The sequence below is a fragment of the Lyngbya sp. CCAP 1446/10 genome (assembly GCF_026130175.1).
GTDB lineage: Bacteria > Cyanobacteriota > Cyanobacteriia > Cyanobacteriales > Microcoleaceae > Microcoleus.
Genome location: NZ_JAIGNI010000045.1, coordinates 26537 through 47795, shown reverse-complemented (window position 1 = coordinate 47795; position 21259 = coordinate 26537). Strand labels below are relative to the sequence as shown.

Sequence of the window (21259 nt, the reverse complement as noted above, 5' to 3'; positions counted from 1 at the left end):
GGCCTCATCAACAATCAAATCAGCGACATCAAACCACTAGCATCCTTGACTAACCTGACGGAGCTCAACCTTCAAAAAAATCAAATCGGGGACATCAAACCGCTAGCATCCTTGACTAACCTGACTGTACTTGACCTCGACAGCAATCAGATCGGGGACATCAAACCGCTAGCATCCTTGACTAACCTGACTGTACTCGACCTCGACAGCAATCAGATCGGGGACATCAAACCGCTAGCATCCTTGACTAACCTGACTGTACTCTTCCTCAGCGACAATCGAATCAGCGATATCAAACCGCTAGCATCCTTGACTAACCTGACTGTACTCTTCCTCAGCGGAAATCAGATCGGGGACATCAAACCGCTAGCATCCTTGACTAACCTGACTATGCTCTTTTTCAACGGAAATCGAATCAGCGATATCAAACCGCTAGCATCCTTGACTAATCTGACGGAGCTCTTCCTCTACAACAATCGAATCGGCGATATCAAACCGCTAGCATCCTTGACTAACCTGACTGAACTCGACCTCAGCGACAATCGAATCGGCGATATCAAACCGCTAGCATCCTTGACTAACCTGACTGAACTCGACCTCAGCGACAATCAAATCGGCGATATCAAACCGCTAGCATCCTTGACTAACCTGACTAAACTCGACCTCAGCAGAAATCCGATCGCACCCAAGACTTGTCCTCTTTCGCCAGACTCTATCTGTAAGTGGGAACCACCAAACACTTAGGCGATTTGTTACAATCGAGATACCCAGAAATCTCAAATACAATTGTTTACTTATCATGCCCACTGTTAAAATTGAAGCCCAAATCTCAGCCTTAGATTTACTTCAAGCCGTTCAGCAATTAAGTCAACATGAATTAGAGCAATTTATCGAGCAAGTCCTTCAATTACGTGCTAAAAGTATTGCTCCTAGTTTGCCAACACAAGAGTCTGAATTATTGCTAAAAATTAATCAAGGTTTGCCTGAAGAATTGCAACATTTATATCAAGCATTAATTGACAAGCGCGATCGAGAAACTTTAACAGAATCAGAGTATCAACAACTCTTAGAATCAACTGAGCAAGTAGAAAAATATCAAGCTCAACGCTTAGAATATTTAACTCAGTTAGCTCAAACACGTCAAGTTTCTCTTGCCAATTTAATTACACAAATGGGGCTCAAACCAATTAATAATGACTGATAGCAAACTTACTCTTCAACTCAAACAAGAAGTTAGATCAAGAGCAAAAAATTGCTGTGAATATTGCTATTCTCAGGAAAAATTTGCTACCCACAGTTTTTCTATCGAGCATATTCAACCTTTAAGTAAAGGTGGTGACAGCAAGCTTGATAATTTAGCATTATCCTGTCAAGGATGTAACAACTATAAATATAACAAAACTGAAGGTAAAGATCCCATGACTGGATCTACGGTCGATATTTATCATCCCCGACAACAAAATTGGCAAGAACATTTGAGTTGGAATCAAGATTATACTCTAATTATTGGTTTGACAACCATAGGAAGGGTTACTGTTGAAATTTTACGCTTAAATCGAGCAGGTTTAGTTAATCTACGACGTATTCTCTATGCAATGGGAGAACATCCTCCTGTATGAACTTGTCAGTCATTTATGCCATCCCAGAGTTCAGAAATAGGATGAACTTTGCCTTCTTTAACTTGCTGCATGGAGTTGCGGAGGCTGGCTAGTATGAGTTCGGCAGGTTCGTCATCGGGATCTGCTGGCCGGGTGACGATATGGCGGCTAATTAATAGTTGGTAGAAGTCGTCCACTGAAACTTTAGCGAGTTGAGCGGCTTTATCTAAACTGAGGCTGTGTTGTTGATAAAGTACGATCGCGAGTTCGAGTCGCACATCGGCTTCAGTCAGGGGCAGATTGTCGGGAAGGTCGATCGTAATTTGCATGATTTAAGGTACTTTTTAATTTCTAGTTTATCTTTAAGTTTCACAATTTGACAATCCTACCAGAGCGCAATTATTAGCTAAATCTGCCAAATCTTGCCAAGTGTGAAAGGAAAAGTAGCGTTTGTTTGCTGCCTGATTCCATTCACCCTTTGGAACACTCCTCTCATGGCCGATCTGGCGGTTAAAGTGGCGCTACTGGATCGCGTTCAACCTCCTCGCGAGGAGCCGTTTTCCCGTCCAAATTTGTGTCATCATGGGGCGGATTTTGCGGGCGATCGCGTTTCGTAAAGCGATCGCGAGCCGAGACAACCACCACATACAGCACCGGCACCATAAACAAACTCAAGAACGTAGAAACAACCATCCCGCCCGCGATCGCATTCCCCAGCGATCGGCGACTTGCCGCCCCCGCACCTTCCGGGTTAATTAGGGGAGCAATCCCCAAAATAAATGATAAAGAAGTCATCAAAATCGGTCGCAAACGCTCTTGAGCCGCCTCAACTGCCGCCTTAGCAATTGGATATCCCCGCTCCCGCAACTGATTAGCAAACTCCACGATTAAAATCGCGTTTTTACTAGCCAACCCAATCAACATCACCAAACCAATCTGGCAATAAACATCATTCGCCAAACCCCGCAACGACTGAGCTAAAAGTGCACCTAAAATCGCCAGAGGAACCGCCAGCAAAATAATGAAAGGATCGACATAATTCTCGTACTGAGCCGCCAAAACCAAGAACACAAAAACCAGCCCCAAACCAAAAATAATCGGCGCTTGACCCCCAGACTCAATTTCTTCTAAAGAACTCCCCGACCATTCATACCCAAAACCCGACGGCAAAACTTGAGCCGACACCTTTTCCATCGATTTTAGCGCCTGTCCAGAACTCGATCCCGGAGCCGGAGAGCCACTAATTTCAATTGACCTATATAAATTGTAGTGGTTAACAGTTTGCGCTCCCACCACCGGAGTTATCTTCACCAAATTGCTCAAAGAAATCATTTCATTCTTTCCAGAGCGGACATACAACTTACTAATATCTTCAGGGTTATCACGAAACTGTTTATCCGCCTGAACATACACCCGATAATTGCGCTGCTGTAGATTAAAATCATTCACATACTGAGAGCCCAGAGCCGTTTGTAACGTACTGAAAACATCATTAATGGGAATATCTAGAGCCTTAGCTCGATTGCGGTCAACTTCCACAATTAACTGAGGCGTATTCGCAGCAAACGTACTAAATACCGCTTGCAATCCCGGCGTCTGATTCGCCTGCTTTAAAATTCCACCCATCGCCTCAACCAGAGAATCTAAACCGCTGTTACCTTTGCGGTCTTGCAATTGAAATTGGAAACCTCCAAATTGACCTAAACCTTGAATAGCCGGCGGATTCACAGGGAAAATTCTAGCTTCTGGAATCGCGAAAAACTTACCCCGCAATTGACCAATAATCGCCTGTACAGTTTGCTCTTCTCCGTGACGTTCTTTCCAGGGTTTAAGGGTAGTAAATATAATCCCCTGATTGGAACTGTTACCACTAAAACCAAAGCCACCTACAGAAAAAGTCCCCACAACTTCAGGAACTTTGAGGATTTCTTTTTCAACTTCGTCCATCACCTGCTGAGTGTATTGCAGCGAAACGCCTTGAGGCCCTTGAATAATTGTCAGAAAATAGCCCTGGTCTTCCTCTGGGATAAATGCAGTCGGTACTGATAAATAAAGCCAAGCTGTGAATCCCAGAGAAGCAATAAACAACAGGGTGACAACGGTTTTAAATCGTGTTAAGAATATTAAGGAATCTCTATATTTCTTTTGCATCCAATCCAGAAAAATATTAATCCGGTTAAACACCCAACCCAACGGGCCGCCAAACTTCTTACCTGGGCGCAGTAATATAGCGGCAAGTGAGGGAGTAAGAGTAACCGCCATAAAGGTAGAAAGCAGAACGGAAAAAGCAATTGTTAAGGCAAATTGTTTATAGAGTGCTCCCGTTGTCCCAGGGAAAAATGCCACGGGTACAAACACGGCCATCAATACTAAGGAAGTGGCAATTACAGCACTAAAAAGTTCCCGCATTGACTCGGAAGCTGCTTGGCGGGCATTCATACCTTGGCGGACTAGGCGGTCAATATTTTCGACTACGATGATCGCGTCATCAACCACTAAACCTGTTGCTAAGGTAAGACCAAATAGAGACAAACTGTTAATCGTAAAGCCGAATGCTTTGATAAAGGCAAATGTCCCAATCAAGGAAATGGGAATTGTGATGGTGGGAATAATCGTAGTGCGCCAATCTTGCAGGAAAACAAAAATTACTATTACCACTAGCAAGACTGCTTCAAACAGAGTTTTGATTACTTCTGCCATTGACTCTTGGACAAATTGAGTCGTATCTAGTGCGGTTCTATGTATCACCCCTGGAGGGAAGTTTTTAGCTAATCTTGCCATTTCTGTTTTGACGGAATTGGCAACATTTAGAGCATTACTTCCGGGCAATTGGTAAATTCCTAAACCCACCGCGTCCTTACCTCGAAATCGCAGAAAAGAGTTATAATTTTCTGCTCCTAATTCGGCTCTACCAACATCTTTTAACTTAACTAAAGTTCCATTTGTTTCGTTTTTAATAACAATTTCTTCAAATTCTGTGGGGCTTTTGAGACGGCTTTCTGCACTTAAATCAATCTGATACATTTGCCCTTCTGGGGCGGGTTCTTGACCAATTCTTCCTACACCAACTTGCAAGTTTTGTTCGTTAATTGCTCTTGTTACATCTTGCATTGTTAGATTACGAGCCGCTAATTTATTGGGGTCGATCCACAGGCGCATAGCATAGCGTCTTTCCCCAAAAATTCGCACGTCGCCCACGCCTTTTACTCTTTTTAAAGTATCTGCTAAATAGAGGTCGGCGTAGTTGCTTAAAAATATGGTGTCGTATTCTTTGTTTTCGGTGAATAATCCTATAGCCAGCAGCAGGCTGTTAGATTGTTTTGTAACTGTAACTCCTGTGCGTTGTACGGCATCTGGCAGTTGTGGTTGAGCGACTGCAACTCGATTTTGCACATCGACGGCGGCGATATCTTTGTCGCGGGAACTATCAAAGGTGGCTGTAATGGTGCTAGTTCCACTGTTGGTGCTACTGGAAGTTAGATATTTCAGTCCTTCAATGCCGTTGATTTGCCTTTCTAGGATGTTTGTTACCGCATTTTCGACAACTTCAGCATTGGCACCGCTATAGTTGGCTGTGACGTTGATTTGGGTGGGGCTAATGTCGGGGAAGCGCTCGATCGGCAATGTGGGAATGCTGATTGCGCCTACCAAAACAATAATTAAGGCGCATACGCTAGCAAAGACTGGTCGTTTAATAAAGAAATCTGCAAACATTATTTGGGTAATTGGTAATTGGTAATTGGTAATTGGTAATTGGTAATTGGTAATTGGTAAGTAGGTGGGTACAAATAAACATTAAATGGGTCGGGCGGGTTTTGCCTTCATCTTCGGGCTGATCTCATATATCCTACGCTAAACCCGCCCCTACGAGCGATCGGAATTTAAGGATTAAAGGATGAACAGGATTAATTTTAGTCATCTTCAATTCAATCCTATTAATCTTCAAAATTCTGTAAATCCTGATGCAGAAATTAATTTTTCCCTCCCACTGGTAATTTTTCCCCTTCCCCAACAGCTTGCTCTTGAGCAGTAACTGGAGCGCCGTCAGTCAAGTTGAGAATGCCTGCGACAATCACTTTTTCTCCGGCTTGCAAACCTTCAATAACTTGATAATTATTTCCCTGAATGGTTCCCAATTTCACTGGCTTTTGCCGCGCGATTAAAGGTGGCATTCCAGGTTTTGGCTGTTCCGGTTTTTGAGCTGTGAAGACAAACGTTTGCCCGCCCAAGCGAGTGACTGCGATGACGGGAACTAAAATTCCCGGCTTTTCTTGCCAAATGACTTTGGCTTTGACAAATTGCAGGTTGAGCAGTTCGCCGCTGGGATTGGGAAAGGTGGCTTTAGCTAAGATTGTTTGGGAATTGGCGCTGACGTTTGGGGAGATGAAACTGATTTGACCGCTCGCGATCGCCTTGCCTTGATTATCCAGCATTTCTACGGGCAGCCCCAAGCGTAATTGAGGCTGACGCTCTAAAGGAATTGATAACCGCAAGTCGAGCAATTTGTTCTCTGTCAAAGTGGCGATCGGGTCACCTGTTTTCAAGTAATCACCCACTTTCACAGGTATGTCGCCGATGACTCCGGCGAAGGGCGCGGTGACAGCAGTTTCTTGCAGTTGTATTTCAAAGCCGCGCACTTGGGCTTGAGCTTGGGCAACTTGCGCTTCGGCTTGATCTATCTGCTCTTGGCGAGTGCCGTTGGCTAACTGGGCTAATTTGCTCTTGGCTTGTGCGACTTCGGCTTCGGCTTTGGCTATTTCTTCTGGGCGCGCACCGTTTTGCAATTGCCGCAAGGCTTGCTGCTGCTGTTGCAAGGCTGCTGTGCGCTGCTGGATCTGGGTTTGCCTGTTTTTTTGGCGCTGATCCAACCGCCTTTGAGCTTCTCGGAGGTTGGCTTGGGCGCTGGTTTGTTTTTGGATGTATTGCTGGAGGGTGTTTTGTGACTCTGCGCCTTCTTTTGCCAATGCTTGATATCTGGCCAACTGCTGGCTGGCTAACTGTGCTTCGGCTTTGCTTGCCTCTATTTGGGCTCTGGCTTGGGCGATGTCTTCTAACAGAGTTCCGCTTTGGGCATCGGCTAGGTTGGCTTGGGCTTGGGCGACGCGGGCTTGGCCTTGGCCAACTTCTTCTGGGCGATTGCCCGATCGCAGTTGAGCTAGGTTGGCTTGGGCTTGGGCTACCTGGGCTTGAGCTTGGGCGATTTCTTCTGGCCTGGTTCCGGCTTGCAATTCGGCTAAGCGTGATCGAGCGGCGAGCAGGCTGGCTTGGGATTGTCTTAATTGAGCTTGGGCGCTGTCGCTTTTGATCCGGGCGATGGCTTGTCCTGTTTCGATCGAGTCCCCGGATTTGACAAAAATCTGCGTGACTAGCCCTTCTGTTTGGGGTTTGATTTGTACAGAACGCTTGGCTTCTAGGCTGCTGACAAATTCCGAAGCATCTTGGACTGAGCTGGTTTTAACGGCTGCCAGCTTGACTGGTATGCCTTTGGGTTGATTTGCTGCTGCCTGTGGTGGGCGATTATGGCTAGATTGCCATGAGTACAAGCCGTAACCTGCGCCTGCTGTGCCGATCGCGAGCGCGGCAATTAGGGGCCAGCGCGATCGCGGTTTAGCAACAGGGAGGGGGCGATCGTCAACAATTTCAAAATCCTGCGGTTGATAGCTGTCTGCATCGATTGGGTGCAGTTCCGGTGTAGTAGATTTTTGGTCTTCAGTTTCAACGACGGATTCAGGGGATTTAGGATAACTCATTATCAACACCACTAATTTTTTTTATCAGAAAGAATTGGTTTAAAGCCCCTCTCTTGTAGGGAGAAATTAAAAGAAGACTATTCATTACTCCAATCCTCTTGCTTCCAGGTAGAGGTAGCTGTCAACTGTCAACTGTCAACTGTCAACTGTCAACTGACTTACCTAGAGTTTGGCGGCATCTTTGCTCCACCTAGCTTAGGGAATAAGGACAAGCCATCTTAAACAGAATGGAATAAGGACAAGTCGTCTTTTTAATCGGGGGATGTGCTTGGCTTTAGTCCGATCGCAGTTAGCCAAGCCGGGCCGCGATTATTTTTAGGAAAGTTGTTTGTTATCTCTCAAAAGTTATGATGTGCCACTGAGATTAGACATCCTCCTTATGACTCACTTGAGTGGGTGAGTGGGAGGGATTTTCTCACTTGAGTCGCCGGATTCAGGGGAGGTTGGGGAGTCAGTCACGCACAAGCCGAGATCGCGCGTTGTTCTTGGGCTAGTTGCTCTGTCAACCACTCGATTTCTAACTGGAGGGTAGCCGTACACCTTTCCCAGGATGCTGCTTGATACGAGTCAACGGGATTGTCATGTTCAGTTTGTTGGCCCTCTAGGTCGTCTTGGCGCAGGTAGCAAACTCTCAAGCGGTGTTCGAGCAACTTGATTCTTTCTGGGCTTTCTAAGTCACCAAAAAAGAAAAATTTGATTTGGAAGCGCGATCGACTGTTGACCCAGCTTTCTTGATGGTGTTCGAGCATTTTTTGTCGCCAGAGATCGCGCCCTTGGGCTGTAATGCCGTAGATTTTGCGCGGATTGCCGCCGTCTCCGGCGACTTCGGAAACTACCGAAATCTCGCCTCGCTCTTCCAACCGCTTCAGCAGCGGGTAAATCGCTCCGTAGTTGACGCTGATGCAACTGCTCATAAATAGCTCCAGTTGTTGCTTTAGCCGATAGCCGTGCAGGGGTTCCCGCTGTAGCAGACCAAGGGCTGATAATTCAAGCATTTATATCACTTTGATATTATAGTCTGGACTGTACAACTCTACCTGATTGAATGGCGATCGGCAAATAGCTAGTTTCACAAAAATTTGAGAGTTAAATACACATTTTATAAAGTTTGTCAATATCCTGAAGATGTATTGTTTGATAGTCAAGAGAGGGCGATCGCTCGATCGACTAGCAAGGGGTTTGTGGGCGATCGGTGCGATCGCGTGACATTTTAGTAAAAAACCCGGTTTTGCGTCGGCGCTGAGCAAAATTGAGGATTTAGATTATATTGAGTTCTACATATAGAGGTTCTGCCTAAGTCCTGTAATTGTTGCCGTTTAATCTTACAATCTGGATTTAACTATATTGCAAAAATCGACAAAATCACGAAAAGTAGTCAATTGCCCTGGCTTCTCTTCAATTCTTTTCAATAGCTGTTCCAAATAAAATGGCTTTAGCACATCTCCAGGTCTTTTTTTAGAATATGTGGTGTTTTTAGCTTCAAATAACACTTTCAAATAAGCTCCATGAAACTGAGCATGGGTATTAAAATCTAAATATTTTCCCATTTTTTCAGGACAGTCAACTGAAACATTATAATATTTAGTATAATCTAATAAAAGTTTGGTTTTAGGATGTATTAACTTTTGAGAATGTGTTGCATAAATATTGCGATTGCCCAGCAGCCAAGTTTCCAAGCAGCGATTCTGAACAATTAGCACAAGTTCTGCATTTTTTAATTCTAGTTTTTCCTGATTGAAAAAATCATAAATTTCTGCGTGTCGTTCCGCAACAGTATTTTCCTCGGCATCAAGGCATACTACAAAATAGTTGTATTTTCCGCTTAAATTGATTTCCTCAATCGAAGGAGGAATGAAATCATATAATGATGGATATCCTTCGCCACTAATCAGGTAATAATTTTTGTCTTTCACCTCATCGTAACTCTGAACTTGTGTGAATTCAGGCAATAGATGACTTAACCAAGCTGGATAAACTTTTCTCTCCGATTGCATCCCTTCGACTAAAAAATATAGATTCATTCAACAAAGATTCCTTCGCTATATTCTTCAAGATTAATCAGTTGCGTAAACGCCTGATGCCTAGATTTTCCCAAGTTCAAATCTTTCGCATCCTTGACGGTGACAACGCCTCCTGTGCGGGTTACTATTTTCCAGTATTCCATGCTGATATTATTGATAATGTACGGGTGATGACTGGTGAGGATAAATTGAATATTTCTATTTTCCATGAGCAAATCGGTAACAAAATCGATACAGTTAATCCCTAAAGCATTTTCAAATTCATCTATCAGAATTACAGTTCCTTCTGGCGACAAGTAGATTTCGCTAATCAGAATTAGCGTTTTCAGCATTCCAGAGGAAATGTTATTTTGAGAAATCCAATTATTGACACCTTTTTCTCTGATTTTCACGGGATAACCTGAAAATGATAGACTATCATTTTCTTTTACTGCTTCTATTTTAACATCTTCAACTTGAGGAAATACCTCTCTAAATATGCGTTTAATGTTATCAAACACATCTGGATAATCGGTGGCTATTAAAGCCATTTTTAGAAGTATTGGTAAATTACTTCCTTTAATACTATCCAATGAAATGTTAATTTTTAATGAAACTTTACTTGATGTAAATATTGACATTAACCTGTGATGTATCGCTAATCCTCCATTGAAAGAGCTATAGTTATCACTGTAAATAACTTTATTAAAACCCTGCTGAACAGGGAAGATATCTTCTTCTTGATTTAAAATTTGCACTGCGCTTTGAAACGGTGATAATTTTGGCGTTGTCTTTCCTTTAAACTTGATTTCGGTAGAGTTTCTTTCGATAATTGTATCCCCATTTCTAGATAAATGCTCGCGAAGAATCCTAAAGTTACTGGCTTCGTCTTCCTCATCTGGAATTAGGACAGGAACTTTTTTTGTTTCAAACTCGCCTTGCCATTGGTACTCCACATCGTTGATTGTCGAAAATGTGATATCCCACGCTAAACCGTTTGACGAAGCACCATTCGCTATCTCTTTTAAACGCAAAATTCCTTTAAGTATTTGAGTTTTGCCAACCCCAGATACCCCAACTAGCAATGCAAGATTAGAAAAATAGATGGGTTCAAAACGCCACTCTAATACATGATCCCAAAAAGCTACTTGTTTAATTCTCATTTCCCCTTCCTATCTATCAATAATCTGCGTCCATCAGCGTTTATCCGCTGACATCTGCGGTTAAAAACTAACATAATTTTGCCGCCACCAAGCGCGGACAAACTTAATCTCATCAAACGTATAACGTTCTTGCAAAAACTCATAAATTGCTCTCAATCTTTCATCTCCAATAACTTCAATTGCGTTGACGATAGCCTGCTGGCTTTCCGATTCCACCAACAAATTTATATCAACTTCCCGGCCCATATCCATCAATTCTACCAAATGCCCAGAAATAGTATTAGGACTCATCCCCCGCGCATTTGCTATGGCTTGAACTGTCAAACCTTTTCGGTATAATTCCCAGGTTTGCATCTGGGAATAAGATGGAGAATTTGCTAGATTAACGACATCAGGAGATACAGGGCTAGTTGGCAATCCTTGTTCTTTGCAAAAAGTACGAATTGCTTCTAAGAAAACTTTGCCGTACTTATCGCGCTTGTTGCTGCCAACGCCGTAAACTTCCTCGAATTCGGTGAGAGTTTGCGGACGTTTTTCTGCCATGTCTCGCAAGCTTCTATCAGCAAAAACTACGTAAGGTGGCACAAATTGTTCGTCGGCAATTTGTTTGCGGAGACTTCGTAATATGGAAAATAAGCCTTCTACTTCTACGGCTAAAGACCGCACTCTTCCCTGTACTTCCCGCGGCGCTTCGATGGCGATTTCAACTGTGCGCTGGCGTTTCATGATTTCCCAACTTTTTTCGTTGAGTTTCAAAATGGGAAAGCCGTCTGTTTTTTCGTCTAAGAAGCCTTGATTTATCAGCGAACGACTTAACCTTTTCCACTCGTCTGGACTTCTATCTTTGCCAATGCCGTAAGTAGAAAGTTGGTTGTGCTGGTATTGCAATATTTTTTGATTTTTTGAGCCGCGTAGCACGTCAATAATATGATTCATGCCGAATTTTTCTTGGCATCTGGCGATGCAGGAAAGAAATTTCATGGCTTCAAGTGTCCAGTCTTCTACTGGTTTTTTGTTGCAACAGTTGTCGCAATTTCCGCAATTTCCGGGAAATGAATCGCCGAAATAACTTAACTGGACTGTGCGGCGGCAATCGCTGGATTCTGCATAGTTGATTACTCGCCGTAATTGTTGGCGGGCTATTCTTTGTTCTTGTTCGTCGGGTTTTTGTTCGATGATGTATTCGATGGTTTTGACATCGCCGAATCCGAAAAATAAGGTGCAGTGAGATGGTTCGTTGTCTCTGCCGGCGCGACCTGATTCTTGATAGTATCCTTCTAGGTTTTTGGGTAAGTCGTGGTGAATTACAAATCGCACGTCTGGTTTGTTGATTCCCATGCCGAAGGCGACTGTTGCTACCATTACTTGTACGTCGTCGCGGATGAATCGGGTTTGATTCGTCGATCGATCTACATCGTTCATTCCGGCATGGTATGGTAGGGCTTGGATGCCGCTTTGCTGCAATTTGTAGGCAACTTCGTCAACTTTTTTGCGGCTGAGACAGTAAATGATTCCTGAACCGCCTTTTTTTTGGATGATTTGCACAACTTCGGCAAAACTGTGCTTGGTTTTGGGGCGGACTTCGTAGTATAAATTTGGCCGGTTGAAGCTGGCGACGTGGATGTAGGGATTTCGCAGGGTTAACTGCTGGATGATGTCTTGGCGGACGCGCTCGGTGGCGGTGGCGGTTAGTCCCATAATTGGTATGTCGGGATATCGATCGCGCACTCGCTCCATTTGTCTGTATTCTGGTCGAAAGTCGTGTCCCCATTCCGAAACGCAGTGGGCTTCGTCGATCGCAAATGCCGAAATTCCTAACTTAGAAGCTACTATATCTAAAAACGGTAAAAATCTCTCACCCAGTAAGCGTTCGGGCGCAACGTACAGCAGTTTAATTTTACCTTCGAGAATTGCTGTTTCGCGCGATCGGGTTTCCATCGCGCTCAAAGTGCTGTTGAGAAAAGTCGCCCCAATGCCATTATCCTGCAAAGCTTCCACCTGGTCTTGCATTAGAGCAATCAGCGGCGAAACCACCACCGTCAATCCCGGTTTCAACAGCGCCGGTAATTGAAAGCACAAAGACTTGCCACCGCCAGTCGGCATGACAATCATCATATCCCGTTGTTGTAAAGCAGCTTCGACAATTTCCCGCTGCCCCGGGCGGAAAGAGTCATAGCCAAAGAAATGTTTGAGGGATTGTTCGAGGGATGAGGGCGCGAGAGATGTTGGCGGATTCGACCCTGACATTTGCAGTAGTTGGTTGTTGACTTCTACCCTATTCTAGGTCTTTTGAGCACAAATACAGTTACAATATTTGAGAATCTCAATTTAAGCAGAGAAACCGATGCCGAAAGCAATTTGGAATGGTGCCGTTTTGGCCGAGAGCGACAAGTGCGAAATGGTAGACAATAACTATTATTTCCCGGCGGATGCAATCAACCGCGAGTATTTCAAGGACAGCAGCACTCACACTACTTGCGGTTGGAAAGGTGTTGCTAGTTATTACAGTGTTGAAGTTGGCGGACAAGTTAATAAGGATGCTGCTTGGTACTATCCTACTCCAAAAGATGCTGCTAAAAATATTGCAGGATATATTGCTTTTTGGAAAGGAGTTAAGGTAGAGGCTTAGGTTTTGTCCGCAGGTTTGTTGTTTGCGATTCTGACAGATCATCGTGGAAAATAGAGGACACAACAATGTTCATTTGTGTCCAATTTAGCTGCGAACGTACTCATAAACTTCTGTTTACCGCCGAGGCCAGATCCCCCCTAGCCCCCCTTAAGAATGGGGGGACAAGAGTATTCTCAAAGTCCCCCTTTTTAAGGGGGATTTAGGGGGATCTAGACTTGGATACTAACCAGAGATACAAAGGTTTGAGGCAATTGTTGACATGAATGAACATTGTTGTGTCCCTACAGTTTATCGCAATAGCCTACAAATTTTAATCTTGTTCCCAAGCAGCGGCGGCTTCCCATCCCAAACCGCGACGAACCACAATCGGCTCGCTTTCTGTCAAATCAAGAATGGTAGAAACTTGATATCCCGGATCGGAATCATCATCGACAATGATATCTACTAACTTTAAAAAAGAGTCAAATAATTCAGCTTTGCCAAAGCTTTCTTCTTGTTCAGACGGCACGGGTGCTGCACCTTCATCATCAGTGGTAATATGAGCAGATGTGGAAATAATCGGATTGCCCAAAGCTTCCACAAGTGTAAAACAAAGTGGGTGGTCGGGAACGCGAATACCGGTGGTTTTGCGTTTTGGACTCATTACCAATTTGGGCACTAACTTGGTAGCTGGTAGCACAAATGTGTAGGGCCCGGGGATTAACCGCTTGATAATTCTGTATGCTTGATCGCTGACGGCAGCATATTCGGTGATATTTGACAATGAGGAACACAGGAATGTTAAAGGCTTATCATTGGATAGTTGCTTGATCCGCCTGACTCGTTCTACGGCAGACTTGGAGTTTAGATCGCAGCCGATCGCGTAAACTGTATCTGTGGGATAAAGCATCACTGCCCCATCTTTGAGAGCTTTTGCAATCTTCTCGATTCTGTCTTTTTGGGGTGCAACTGGATGCAGTCCGTAAATAATTGCCATGTTAAGATTTTGTAGGCTAAGTGGGCGATCGAGAAATGTGCTAAAACAATCAATGTTGAAAATTAATTGCTAATAATGAATAAAATAGCGTATTTTGACTGTCCAACCGGCATTGCTGGCGATATGTGTATCGGATCTCTCCTCCACGCTGGTGTTCCTTTAGACTACCTAATTGACAAACTAAATTTACTAGGCATTTCGACTGAGTACCAATTGCGGGAGGAATTAGTCCACCGCAATACTCAACAAGCAACTAAATTTTATGTCGATTTAGCAGCCGATTTGCCTTTAAAGTCAAACAATCCGGCTGCTGACTCCGCCCTCGATCCCTCGGAAACGGAATCCCCGACTTTCGACAATCGGCACCACCACCACCACCATCATCACGGGGAAGAACATTCTCACAGTCACGGCGAAGAAAAGGCAGAAATTAGCCACACTCATCATCGCAACTTGCCAGAAATTGAGCAAATTATTGTCTCTGCAAAGTTGCCTCCGCGGGTGGAAGCGTGGAGTTTGGAGATATTTCGCAAATTAGCAGATGCAGAAGGTTCTGTGCATGGTATTCCAGCAAATGAGGTTCATTTTCATGAGGTGGGGGCTACGGATGCACTTGTTGATATTGTCGGTACTTGTTTGGGTTTGGATTGGTTGGATATTGATGAGTTTTACTTTTCGCCGATGCCGACTGGTGGGGGTACGGTGAAGGCTGCACATGGTAGGTTGGCGGTGCCCACGCCTGCGGTGATGCGGTTGTGGGAAACTCACCGAGTGCCTGTTTATAGCAATGGGATCGATCGCGAATTGTGCACTCCTACGGGTACTGCGATCGCTTGTACTCTCGCCTCTGCTTTTGGCCCGCCGCCGCTGATGCAGGTTCTGACTATTGGTTTGGGTGCAGGTTCTCGTAATCTGGCAATTCCTAATATTTTGCGCCTCTGGATTGGTAGGAAGGAAGAAGGAAGAGGGAAGAAGGAAGAAGGAAGAGGGAAGAAGGAAGAAGGAAGAGAGGAGAATTCAACTAATGATCAATTAGCCATTACCAATTTGCAAGAAACAGTCTGTGTTTTGGAAACGCAAATTGATGATTTGAGTCCGCAGGCGATCGGCTATGTTTTTGATGCTTTGTTTGCGGCCGGATCTCTGGATGTTTTTACTACGCCTATTGTGATGAAAAAATCGCGGTTGGGTGTGCTGTTAACTGTGATTTGTCATCCCGAATTTCAGGATGCTTGCGAAGCTGTGATGTTTCGGGAGACTACTACTTTGGGTATTAGGCGATCGACTCAACAACGAACTATTTTACATCGAGAATTCGAGACTGTTCAAACTGAATACGGCGAAGTACAAATAAAAGTTGCGAAGTCTGGAGAAACGATTGTTAATGTGCAGCCGGAATATGAAGATTGTGCGGAAATTGCCCGACTTAAAAATGTTAGTTGGCGCGAGGTTCATCGGTTGGCGCTGCAAAGTTGGTACGATCGCACTTAATACACTATTCTGAAGAACAGGCAAGATGCCTGTTCCACAAAAAATTAATTTTCTTGTGGGGTGGGCATCCTGCCCGCCAATGAAGGCTAAATCCAGAAGAAGCGGCGGTTGAAACCGCGTCTATACAGACAAAACCTGCCTCCGCAGGTTGAAGATTAAAGTCGTCGGCGCGTGTCTAAAATTTGTTGTTGCAATTCCTCGAAAGCGGGCATTTTTGAGTTATCATTTTTCTCAAATATCGCCTTTATTTGGTCGATTAGCTCGATCGCCAGCGGTACGCCAAGCTGCAATTGTTCCAAGACATCCCGCTGAGCAAAAACGGTTTCCGGTGTTCCTTCTAGAATCAATTTTCCGCGATCCATCACAAACACCCAATCAGCCCAGCGGTAGATGAAATCGAGGTCGTGACTTGCTAAAAGGATGGTAGTTCCGGCTGCGTGGATTTGTTGCAGCAAACCGATGAGTTGTTTGGTGTGGCGCGGATCGAGATAGGCGGTAGGTTCGTCTAACAGCAGGAGTTTGGGTTTGAGAATCATGATATCTGCGATGGAAACGCGCTTTTTTTGTCCTAAACTGAGGTTATGGATTGGTTCGCGGGCGAGTTCGCTTAAGTTGAATTGCTCGATCGCCTTTTCCACTTTTTCAGCAATATCAGATTCCGGCAATCCTAGATTGTACAATCCGTAGGAGATATCTTCTTCTACTGTGGAAGCGACTAATTGATGTTCGGGATTTTGAAAGACGAGTCCGATTTGTTGGCGCAGTTGCGTGAGATATTTGCGATCGTAGCGGAAGGGTTCGCCTTCCCAGCTAATCATGCCATGTTGCGGTTGGTACAAGCCATTTGCTAGCAGAAACAAGGTGGTTTTGCCGCAGCCGTTTTGACCGATGAGTCCGCAGCGCTTCCCAGCGGGGATTTTGAGGCTTAAATCTTGAATTGCTACTCGCGAACCGCAGGGATATGAGTAGGAAGTGCGATCGAATTCGAGAATTGATTGAGACATATAGCCTTTCTCAGAAAGATGAGGTACAACTGGGCATAGGGCATAGGGCATAGGGCATAGGGCATAGGGCATAGGGCATAGGGCATACCTCACTTTTTTGAGAACCGCTATATATTGATAATTAGATAAGACGGCGGTTGAAACCGCGTCTAGACAAAGCAAGTCTGCCTCCGCGGACTGAAGAAGATAACGTAATTTTAAGGGCTTTTCTTCAACCCGCGGAGGCGGGTTTTGTCTGTATAGACGCGGTTTCAACCGCCGATTCTTCTATTAACCGCGTTTATCTTTTTCTATCAACTGCCAAAGTTGAATCTCATAACAAAGATGCTGTTCAAAAAGTTGACTCGCCTCCAATCCTTCAACCACCAATTTTTTAAACCAGCGACGAAATATCCAACGCAGGAATTTATGAATTGGCGGAACTGCGATCGAAATTAAATCCGCAACATAAATCATTGTGTTCAGTCCATACCTGCGGAAAGTATCGACATATAGGTCAATTGTTGGTAAAATATGAGTGGAAATATCCTCAGCTTTTACTAAATTAAACCCCGCTTGCATTAATGCAGTTTCCAGCTCTTTGACAACATGACAATTAGAAAACATTCCTTCTGTATAATTAGGATTAGATCGCATCATATCCGCAAGCAGTACGTAGCCTCCAGGATTGAGTACAGTCGCCGCACCTTTAGCTATATCGACAGCAGACATATATTGGCTACTTTCGCTAAAGAGAACCAAATCGTAGGAGTGGGTGGCTTGGAAGTCTTCAAATTTGGTGAGGTGGAAGATGGCGCGATCGCCTGTACACTTGAGAAAGCGCTGTTGTTGGAACGGATCGGGCGCGAGTCCTTCCACTGCAAAAGCGCGATCGAGCAAATAAGCCGCATTTCCACCAATCCCGCATCCTACATCCAGCACAGTCTTGACTTCTTTGGGGATAAAATCTAACAATTTATCTGTGTAAGCTTGCTGAGCGTTGCGCAGGCGTGCGATCGTGAGTTCATCAGCAGGAACCGGCAGAGTCTTCCAATAGCCGTAATGAAGATAGGGCGAATCTGTCAGCCCCAAATAGTAATTCAGCGCTGCATTTTGGTAGCGAGTTACTTTGGAAATAGAAATTGATGTTTGCTTCGACATGGAGAGAATCGGGTAAATTTTAAGATTTCCGGGAGGGTTGAAATTCTTCCCAGCGCTTGCATATATGTTAATAGCACTGAATGGCAGAAATTTCCAACTTTTGCCACAAAATCCAAAATTCCCTTGTCATTCGCGATCGACAAACCGACAACAACAGCAGATTAATTCTAAAAATACTGAACTAACCATCATCTATACCTCGCAGATGAAAACAACAGGTAAACAAATCGGCGGGCATCCTGACTCGGAGATTTAACTATCCTAGTATCATCTCATTACAGTTGCGGGACAGCGCCGGATTTTCACCGAACTTTCCCCCTTGCGTCTGATGGCTGTTCTCCATCAGAGCCGATCGATCTGCCGAGATATTAGCACTATTTTAGATATTTCACAAAATACTGATTCTGTTGGGCGATCGCCCATTTACCACATTTTTCATAATTCTTTCATTTTTAGGGGTTCTGTGATAAATTCAAAAAATGAAAAGATTATGAAAATCAGCGATCGTCGATCGGGCTGTCTGCCGTAATCTGTGGCAAATTTAGCTAGCATTTTGAAATATATGCCCAAAAATCCTCAAATTTTCACTCCATCTCGCCCTTTCCCCCTATCCCTCCTCTCCTCTCCCGTTTGGAAACAGTATCAGATAATTGGGTTGGGGCTGCTGCTGGGAGTGTGCGTCAGCGGGTGCAACACTCAGACGACGGTTGAGCCTCCAACCAATCAAAATCGAGCTTCTAGCCCAACCGCCACCGATTCGACCCGAAAAGACAAAAAAGTTATTCTCACCACCTTCACGGTGCTAGCAGACATGGCGGAGAACGTCGCCGGTGACAAGGCAACTGTTCAATCCATTACCAAGCCAGGGGCGGAAATTCACGGCTATGAAGTCACTCCCAGCGACTTAACACGAGGGCAAAAAGCCGATTTAATTTTAGACAATGGCTTGAGCTTAGAACGCTGGGCAACTCGATTTTATAACAGTTTTCCCAAGGTTCCTCACATTACTTTGAGCGAGGGAGTCCAACCCGTTAATATTGCTGGCGATGCCTATCAAGGTAAACCAAATCCCCATGCTTGGATGTCGCCCAAAAATGCTTTGATTTATGTTGATAATATTCGCAAGGCTTTAGGAAATATCGATCCGGCTAATGCTGCAACCTATGACGCAAATGCCGCCAAATACAGTGAACAAATTCGGGCGATCGACGAAAAACTCAAACAAGCTATTTCAGCCATTCCCCCGGACAAACGCTACATAGTAAGTTGTGAAGGCGCTTTTTCTTACCTTGCCAACGATTACGGTTTGAAAGAAGTTTATATTTGGCCTGTCAACGCCGAACAGCAATCCACACCGAAACAAGTCGAACGGGTGATTAATACAGTCAAAGCAAACCAAATACCTGCTGTATTCTGCGAGAGTACCGTCAGCAACCAAGGACAGCTTCAGGTAGCCAAGGAAACAGGCGCAAAATTTGCCGGGGTGTTTTATGTCGATTCCCTCTCTCCAGCGGAAGGCCCAGCATCAACCTATCTTAAGTTACTTGAATACAATGTCAATACTTTGATAAAAGGGTTACAGGATAGTTGACAGTTGACAGTTGACAGTTGACAGTTGACAGTTGACAGCGCAGCTAAAAAAATGACGGTTGATGGTTGACGGCGAGGCTGAACAAACGGGGATTTAAACCTGGTTTATAACACCGCGTGCAAGTTCTGTAGGTAATTCATAATATGGAGAAAATTAGATGGATGAAATCAGTATCGATATTGAAAATGTCACTGTTGCTTATCACGGTAAAGTAGCCTTGCACAGCGCCTCGCTGCAACTCAAAGCAGGGACAATTTGCGGTTTGGTGGGGATGAATGGTGCGGGCAAATCCACGTTGTTTAAAGCCATTATGGGGTTTGTGAAACCAAACACTGGACGAGTTTTAATTAATGGGTTGCCCATTCGTCAAGTACAAAAACGCAATTTGGTTGCCTATGTGCCTCAGTCGGAAGAGGTAGATTGGAATTTTCCGGTGAATGTTCGCGATGTGGTGATGATGGGGCGCTATGGGTACATGAATCTGTTGCGGATTCCTAGATCGATCGACAAACAAGTGGTGCGAGAAAGCTTGGAAAGGGTGGAAATGTGGCAAATGCGCGATCGGCAAATCGGAGAGTTATCCGGCGGACAAAAGAAACGTACCTTTTTTGCGCGGGCGCTGGCGCAACAGGCAACGGTTTTGCTGCTGGATGAACCCTTCGCCGGAGTTGATATCAAAACTGAGAAAATGATGATTGATTTGTTGATGGATCTGCGTCAAACAGGACATACAATTCTCGTTTCTACCCATGATTTAGAGTCTATTACTACTTTTTGCGACCAAGTAGTGTTAATTAATCGCAGCATTCTGGCCTATGGGAATACTTCTGATGTGTTTACAGAGGAAAATCTTTCGCTAACTTTTGGCGGTTCCGTTGGCGATTTTTCGTCTGCCAAAAGTCGGTCAACCTGAGATATTGCAGCAATGTCAACAAAGGGTTATTGGGTGGGTTTGCACGTTTAATACCCGATCGCGAACCCGCCCCTATAGGATTATTGATTGTGGTGTCCGATCTCAGTTAACTAAAGTCGATTTGGAGAAAAAATAATGGATTTAATTCAGTGGTTTGCCGCACCGTTGCAGCATGAATTTATGCTAAAAGCGATTTTAATCAGCGCTTTAGTCGGGCTTGTTTGTTCGGCGCTTTCGTGCTACATGACTTTGAAAGGATGGGCATTGATGGGTGACGCGGTTTCCCATGCGGTGATGCCGGGGGTTGTGATTGCTTATGTGCTGAATATTCCTTTGGCGGTGGGGGCGTTTGTGTTTGGTGTGGGCTCCGTAATTGCGATCGGCTTTATCAAAGCGAAAACTCGCATCAAAGAAGACACGGTAATCGGTTTAGTGTTTACTGGATTTTTTGCCTTTGGTTTGGTGTTAATTTCTAAAGTCAGAAGTTCGATTGACTTGACGCATATCTTATTTGGCAATGTCTTAGGCATTTCTGATTCAGATATTGTTCAAACTGTAATTATTAGTGTCATAACCTTAGTGACGCTGGCAGTTTTACGCAAAGATTTAATTTTGTTTTGTTTTGATTCTACTCACGCGCGATCGATCGGTTTAAATATCACCTTTCTTTATTACGTTTTGCTGTCTTTGCTATCACTGACAGCAGTAGCCGGACTTCAGACAGTCGGCATTATTTTAGTAGTAGCAATGTTAGTAACTCCGGGAGCAACCGCCTATTTATTGAGCGATAATTTTGACCAGATGATGCTAATTGCGATGGCTTCGGGCGTATTTTCTAGCGTCATGGGAACTTATATCAGCTATCACATTGATGGTTCGACGGGCGGATGTATTGTTGTGCTGCAAACGCTGCTGTTTGTGTTGGCGATGGTTTTTGCCCCGAAATATGGTTTGTTGGTGAGAACTAGGGAATCAGGGGCGATCGATTAGCAAATAAATAAGGT

20 protein-coding genes and 1 riboswitch are annotated in these 21259 nt (G+C 44.4%); of the genes, 10 read left to right on the top strand and 10 right to left on the bottom strand.

Annotated features, from left to right (window positions below):
- The 3 genes from K4039_RS18780 to K4039_RS18770 all read left to right on the top strand — a co-directional run.
- Window positions 1–744: leucine-rich repeat domain-containing protein (locus K4039_RS18780; RefSeq protein ID WP_265237392.1), on the top strand; the 744-nt coding region annotated here is incomplete at its 5' end.
- 55 nt (window positions 745–799) lie between these two features.
- A complete protein-coding gene (locus K4039_RS18775; RefSeq protein WP_265237390.1) occupies window positions 800–1201 on the top strand; it encodes an STAS/SEC14 domain-containing protein in 402 nt (133 codons plus the stop codon).
- Entirely contained in the window at window positions 1194–1619 is a 426-nt protein-coding gene (locus tag K4039_RS18770; protein WP_265237388.1) for an HNH endonuclease, read from the top strand. Before K4039_RS18775 ends, K4039_RS18770 begins: the two co-directional genes overlap by 8 nt.
- A 5-nt stretch (window positions 1620–1624) precedes the next feature.
- Here K4039_RS18770 and K4039_RS18765 read toward each other — a convergent pair whose 3' ends face one another.
- From K4039_RS18765 to K4039_RS18750, 4 genes are all read right to left on the bottom strand, one after another.
- Window positions 1625–1927, bottom strand: coding sequence for a UPF0175 family protein (locus K4039_RS18765; RefSeq protein ID WP_265237386.1), 303 nt, complete (start codon window positions 1925–1927; stop codon window positions 1625–1627).
- Between the two features lie 181 nt (window positions 1928–2108).
- Window positions 2109–5312: an efflux RND transporter permease subunit gene (locus tag K4039_RS18760; RefSeq protein ID WP_265237384.1), complete on the bottom strand. Its 3204-nt coding sequence runs from the start codon at window positions 5310–5312 to the stop codon at window positions 2109–2111.
- 257 nt (window positions 5313–5569) lie between these two features.
- Window positions 5570–7348, bottom strand: coding sequence for an efflux RND transporter periplasmic adaptor subunit (locus K4039_RS18755; protein WP_265237382.1), 1779 nt, complete (start codon window positions 7346–7348; stop codon window positions 5570–5572).
- Between the two features lie 455 nt (window positions 7349–7803).
- Entirely contained in the window at window positions 7804–8343 is a 540-nt protein-coding gene (locus K4039_RS18750; protein ID WP_265237381.1) for a PadR family transcriptional regulator, read from the bottom strand.
- 84 nt (window positions 8344–8427) lie between these two features.
- On the opposite strand from K4039_RS18750, the gene K4039_RS18745 reads away from it, so the two are divergent.
- The gene (locus tag K4039_RS18745; protein WP_265237380.1) at window positions 8428–8562 is read left to right on the top strand and encodes a hypothetical protein; all 135 of its coding nucleotides are present in this window, start codon (window positions 8428–8430) and stop codon (window positions 8560–8562) included.
- Window positions 8563–8670: 108 nt separating this feature from the next.
- On the opposite strand, the gene K4039_RS18740 is transcribed toward K4039_RS18745, so the two are convergent.
- From K4039_RS18740 to recQ, 3 genes are read right to left on the bottom strand one after another with little or no spacing between them, the layout of a single operon-like run.
- A complete protein-coding gene (locus tag K4039_RS18740; protein ID WP_265237378.1) occupies window positions 8671–9369 on the bottom strand; it encodes a hypothetical protein in 699 nt (232 codons plus the stop codon).
- Window positions 9366–10511 (bottom strand): AAA family ATPase, encoded by a 1146-nt coding sequence (locus tag K4039_RS18735; protein WP_265237376.1) that lies wholly within the window; start codon window positions 10509–10511, stop codon window positions 9366–9368. Before K4039_RS18735 ends, K4039_RS18740 begins: the two co-directional genes overlap by 4 nt.
- A gap of 60 nt (window positions 10512–10571) precedes the next feature.
- Window positions 10572–12758: a DNA helicase RecQ gene (gene recQ / locus K4039_RS18730; RefSeq protein ID WP_265237374.1), complete on the bottom strand. Its 2187-nt coding sequence runs from the start codon at window positions 12756–12758 to the stop codon at window positions 10572–10574.
- Window positions 12759–12855: 97 nt separating this feature from the next.
- On the opposite strand from recQ, the gene K4039_RS18725 reads away from it, so the two are divergent.
- Window positions 12856–13140: a DUF427 domain-containing protein gene (locus K4039_RS18725; RefSeq protein WP_190656114.1), complete on the top strand. Its 285-nt coding sequence runs from the start codon at window positions 12856–12858 to the stop codon at window positions 13138–13140.
- Between the two features lie 310 nt (window positions 13141–13450).
- On the opposite strand, the gene K4039_RS18720 is transcribed toward K4039_RS18725, so the two are convergent.
- Entirely contained in the window at window positions 13451–14116 is a 666-nt protein-coding gene (locus K4039_RS18720; RefSeq protein ID WP_265237369.1) for an L-threonylcarbamoyladenylate synthase, read from the bottom strand.
- Window positions 14117–14191: 75 nt separating this feature from the next.
- Here K4039_RS18720 and larC point away from each other — a divergent pair, with 75 nt between their 5' ends.
- Window positions 14192–15607 carry a nickel pincer cofactor biosynthesis protein LarC gene (gene larC, locus K4039_RS18715; protein ID WP_265237367.1) on the top strand — a complete coding sequence of 472 codons (1416 nt, stop codon included), beginning with the start codon at window positions 14192–14194 and terminating at the stop codon, window positions 15605–15607.
- 155 nt (window positions 15608–15762) lie between these two features.
- On the opposite strand, the gene K4039_RS18710 is transcribed toward larC, so the two are convergent.
- Window positions 15763–16611 (bottom strand): energy-coupling factor ABC transporter ATP-binding protein, encoded by an 849-nt coding sequence (locus K4039_RS18710; RefSeq protein ID WP_265237366.1) that lies wholly within the window; start codon window positions 16609–16611, stop codon window positions 15763–15765.
- A gap of 270 nt (window positions 16612–16881) precedes the next feature.
- The gene (locus K4039_RS18705) at window positions 16882–17751 is read right to left on the bottom strand and encodes a bifunctional 2-polyprenyl-6-hydroxyphenol methylase/3-demethylubiquinol 3-O-methyltransferase UbiG (RefSeq protein WP_265237364.1); all 870 of its coding nucleotides are present in this window, start codon (window positions 17749–17751) and stop codon (window positions 16882–16884) included.
- 64 nt (window positions 17752–17815) lie between these two features.
- Between K4039_RS18705 and K4039_RS18700 the strand changes: the two genes are divergently transcribed.
- The 4 genes from K4039_RS18700 to K4039_RS18685 all read left to right on the top strand — a co-directional run bounded on the left by K4039_RS18700 (window position 17816) and on the right by K4039_RS18685 (window position 21245).
- Entirely contained in the window at window positions 17816–18007 is a 192-nt protein-coding gene (locus K4039_RS18700; protein ID WP_265237362.1) for a hypothetical protein, read from the top strand.
- Window positions 17963–18119: riboswitch (cobalamin riboswitch) on the bottom strand. (Overlaps the previous gene by 45 nt.)
- Window positions 18120–18283: 164 nt before the next feature.
- Window positions 18284–19342, top strand: coding sequence for a metal ABC transporter substrate-binding protein (locus K4039_RS18695; RefSeq protein WP_265237360.1), 1059 nt, complete (start codon window positions 18284–18286; stop codon window positions 19340–19342).
- Between the two features lie 157 nt (window positions 19343–19499).
- On the top strand, window positions 19500–20255 hold the full coding sequence (locus K4039_RS18690) for a metal ABC transporter ATP-binding protein (protein WP_265237359.1): 756 nt from the start codon (window positions 19500–19502) through the stop codon (window positions 20253–20255).
- A 135-nt stretch (window positions 20256–20390) separates the two neighbouring features.
- Window positions 20391–21245 carry a metal ABC transporter permease gene (locus tag K4039_RS18685; protein WP_265237357.1) on the top strand — a complete coding sequence of 285 codons (855 nt, stop codon included), beginning with the start codon at window positions 20391–20393 and terminating at the stop codon, window positions 21243–21245.
- Window positions 21246–21259: the final 14 nt, after the last annotated feature.

What these genes read in the sequence shown, in the direction of transcription:
- K4039_RS18775 (WP_265237390.1), top strand. Translation starts at nt 800, where the DNA reads ATGCCCACTGTTAAAATTGAAGCCCAAATCTCAGCCTTAGATTTACTT.
- K4039_RS18770 (WP_265237388.1), top strand. Translation starts at nt 1,194, where the DNA reads ATGACTGATAGCAAACTTACTCTTCAACTCAAACAAGAAGTTAGATCA.
- K4039_RS18765 (WP_265237386.1), bottom strand. Translation starts at nt 1,927, where the DNA reads ATGCAAATTACGATCGACCTTCCCGACAATCTGCCCCTGACTGAAGCC.
- K4039_RS18760 (WP_265237384.1), bottom strand. Translation starts at nt 5,312, where the DNA reads ATGTTTGCAGATTTCTTTATTAAACGACCAGTCTTTGCTAGCGTATGC.
- K4039_RS18755 (WP_265237382.1), bottom strand. Translation starts at nt 7,348, where the DNA reads ATGAGTTATCCTAAATCCCCTGAATCCGTCGTTGAAACTGAAGACCAA.
- K4039_RS18750 (WP_265237381.1), bottom strand. Translation starts at nt 8,343, where the DNA reads ATGCTTGAATTATCAGCCCTTGGTCTGCTACAGCGGGAACCCCTGCAC.
- K4039_RS18740 (WP_265237378.1), bottom strand. Translation starts at nt 9,369, where the DNA reads ATGAATCTATATTTTTTAGTCGAAGGGATGCAATCGGAGAGAAAAGTT.
- K4039_RS18735 (WP_265237376.1), bottom strand. Translation starts at nt 10,511, where the DNA reads ATGAGAATTAAACAAGTAGCTTTTTGGGATCATGTATTAGAGTGGCGT.
- recQ (WP_265237374.1), bottom strand. Translation starts at nt 12,758, where the DNA reads ATGTCAGGGTCGAATCCGCCAACATCTCTCGCGCCCTCATCCCTCGAA.
- K4039_RS18725 (WP_190656114.1), top strand. Translation starts at nt 12,856, where the DNA reads ATGCCGAAAGCAATTTGGAATGGTGCCGTTTTGGCCGAGAGCGACAAG.
- K4039_RS18720 (WP_265237369.1), bottom strand. Translation starts at nt 14,116, where the DNA reads ATGGCAATTATTTACGGACTGCATCCAGTTGCACCCCAAAAAGACAGA.
- larC (WP_265237367.1), top strand. Translation starts at nt 14,192, where the DNA reads ATGAATAAAATAGCGTATTTTGACTGTCCAACCGGCATTGCTGGCGAT.
- K4039_RS18710 (WP_265237366.1), bottom strand. Translation starts at nt 16,611, where the DNA reads ATGTCTCAATCAATTCTCGAATTCGATCGCACTTCCTACTCATATCCC.
- K4039_RS18705 (WP_265237364.1), bottom strand. Translation starts at nt 17,751, where the DNA reads ATGTCGAAGCAAACATCAATTTCTATTTCCAAAGTAACTCGCTACCAA.
- K4039_RS18700 (WP_265237362.1), top strand. Translation starts at nt 17,816, where the DNA reads ATGTTAATAGCACTGAATGGCAGAAATTTCCAACTTTTGCCACAAAAT.
- K4039_RS18690 (WP_265237359.1), top strand. Translation starts at nt 19,500, where the DNA reads ATGGATGAAATCAGTATCGATATTGAAAATGTCACTGTTGCTTATCAC.
- K4039_RS18685 (WP_265237357.1), top strand. Translation starts at nt 20,391, where the DNA reads ATGGATTTAATTCAGTGGTTTGCCGCACCGTTGCAGCATGAATTTATG.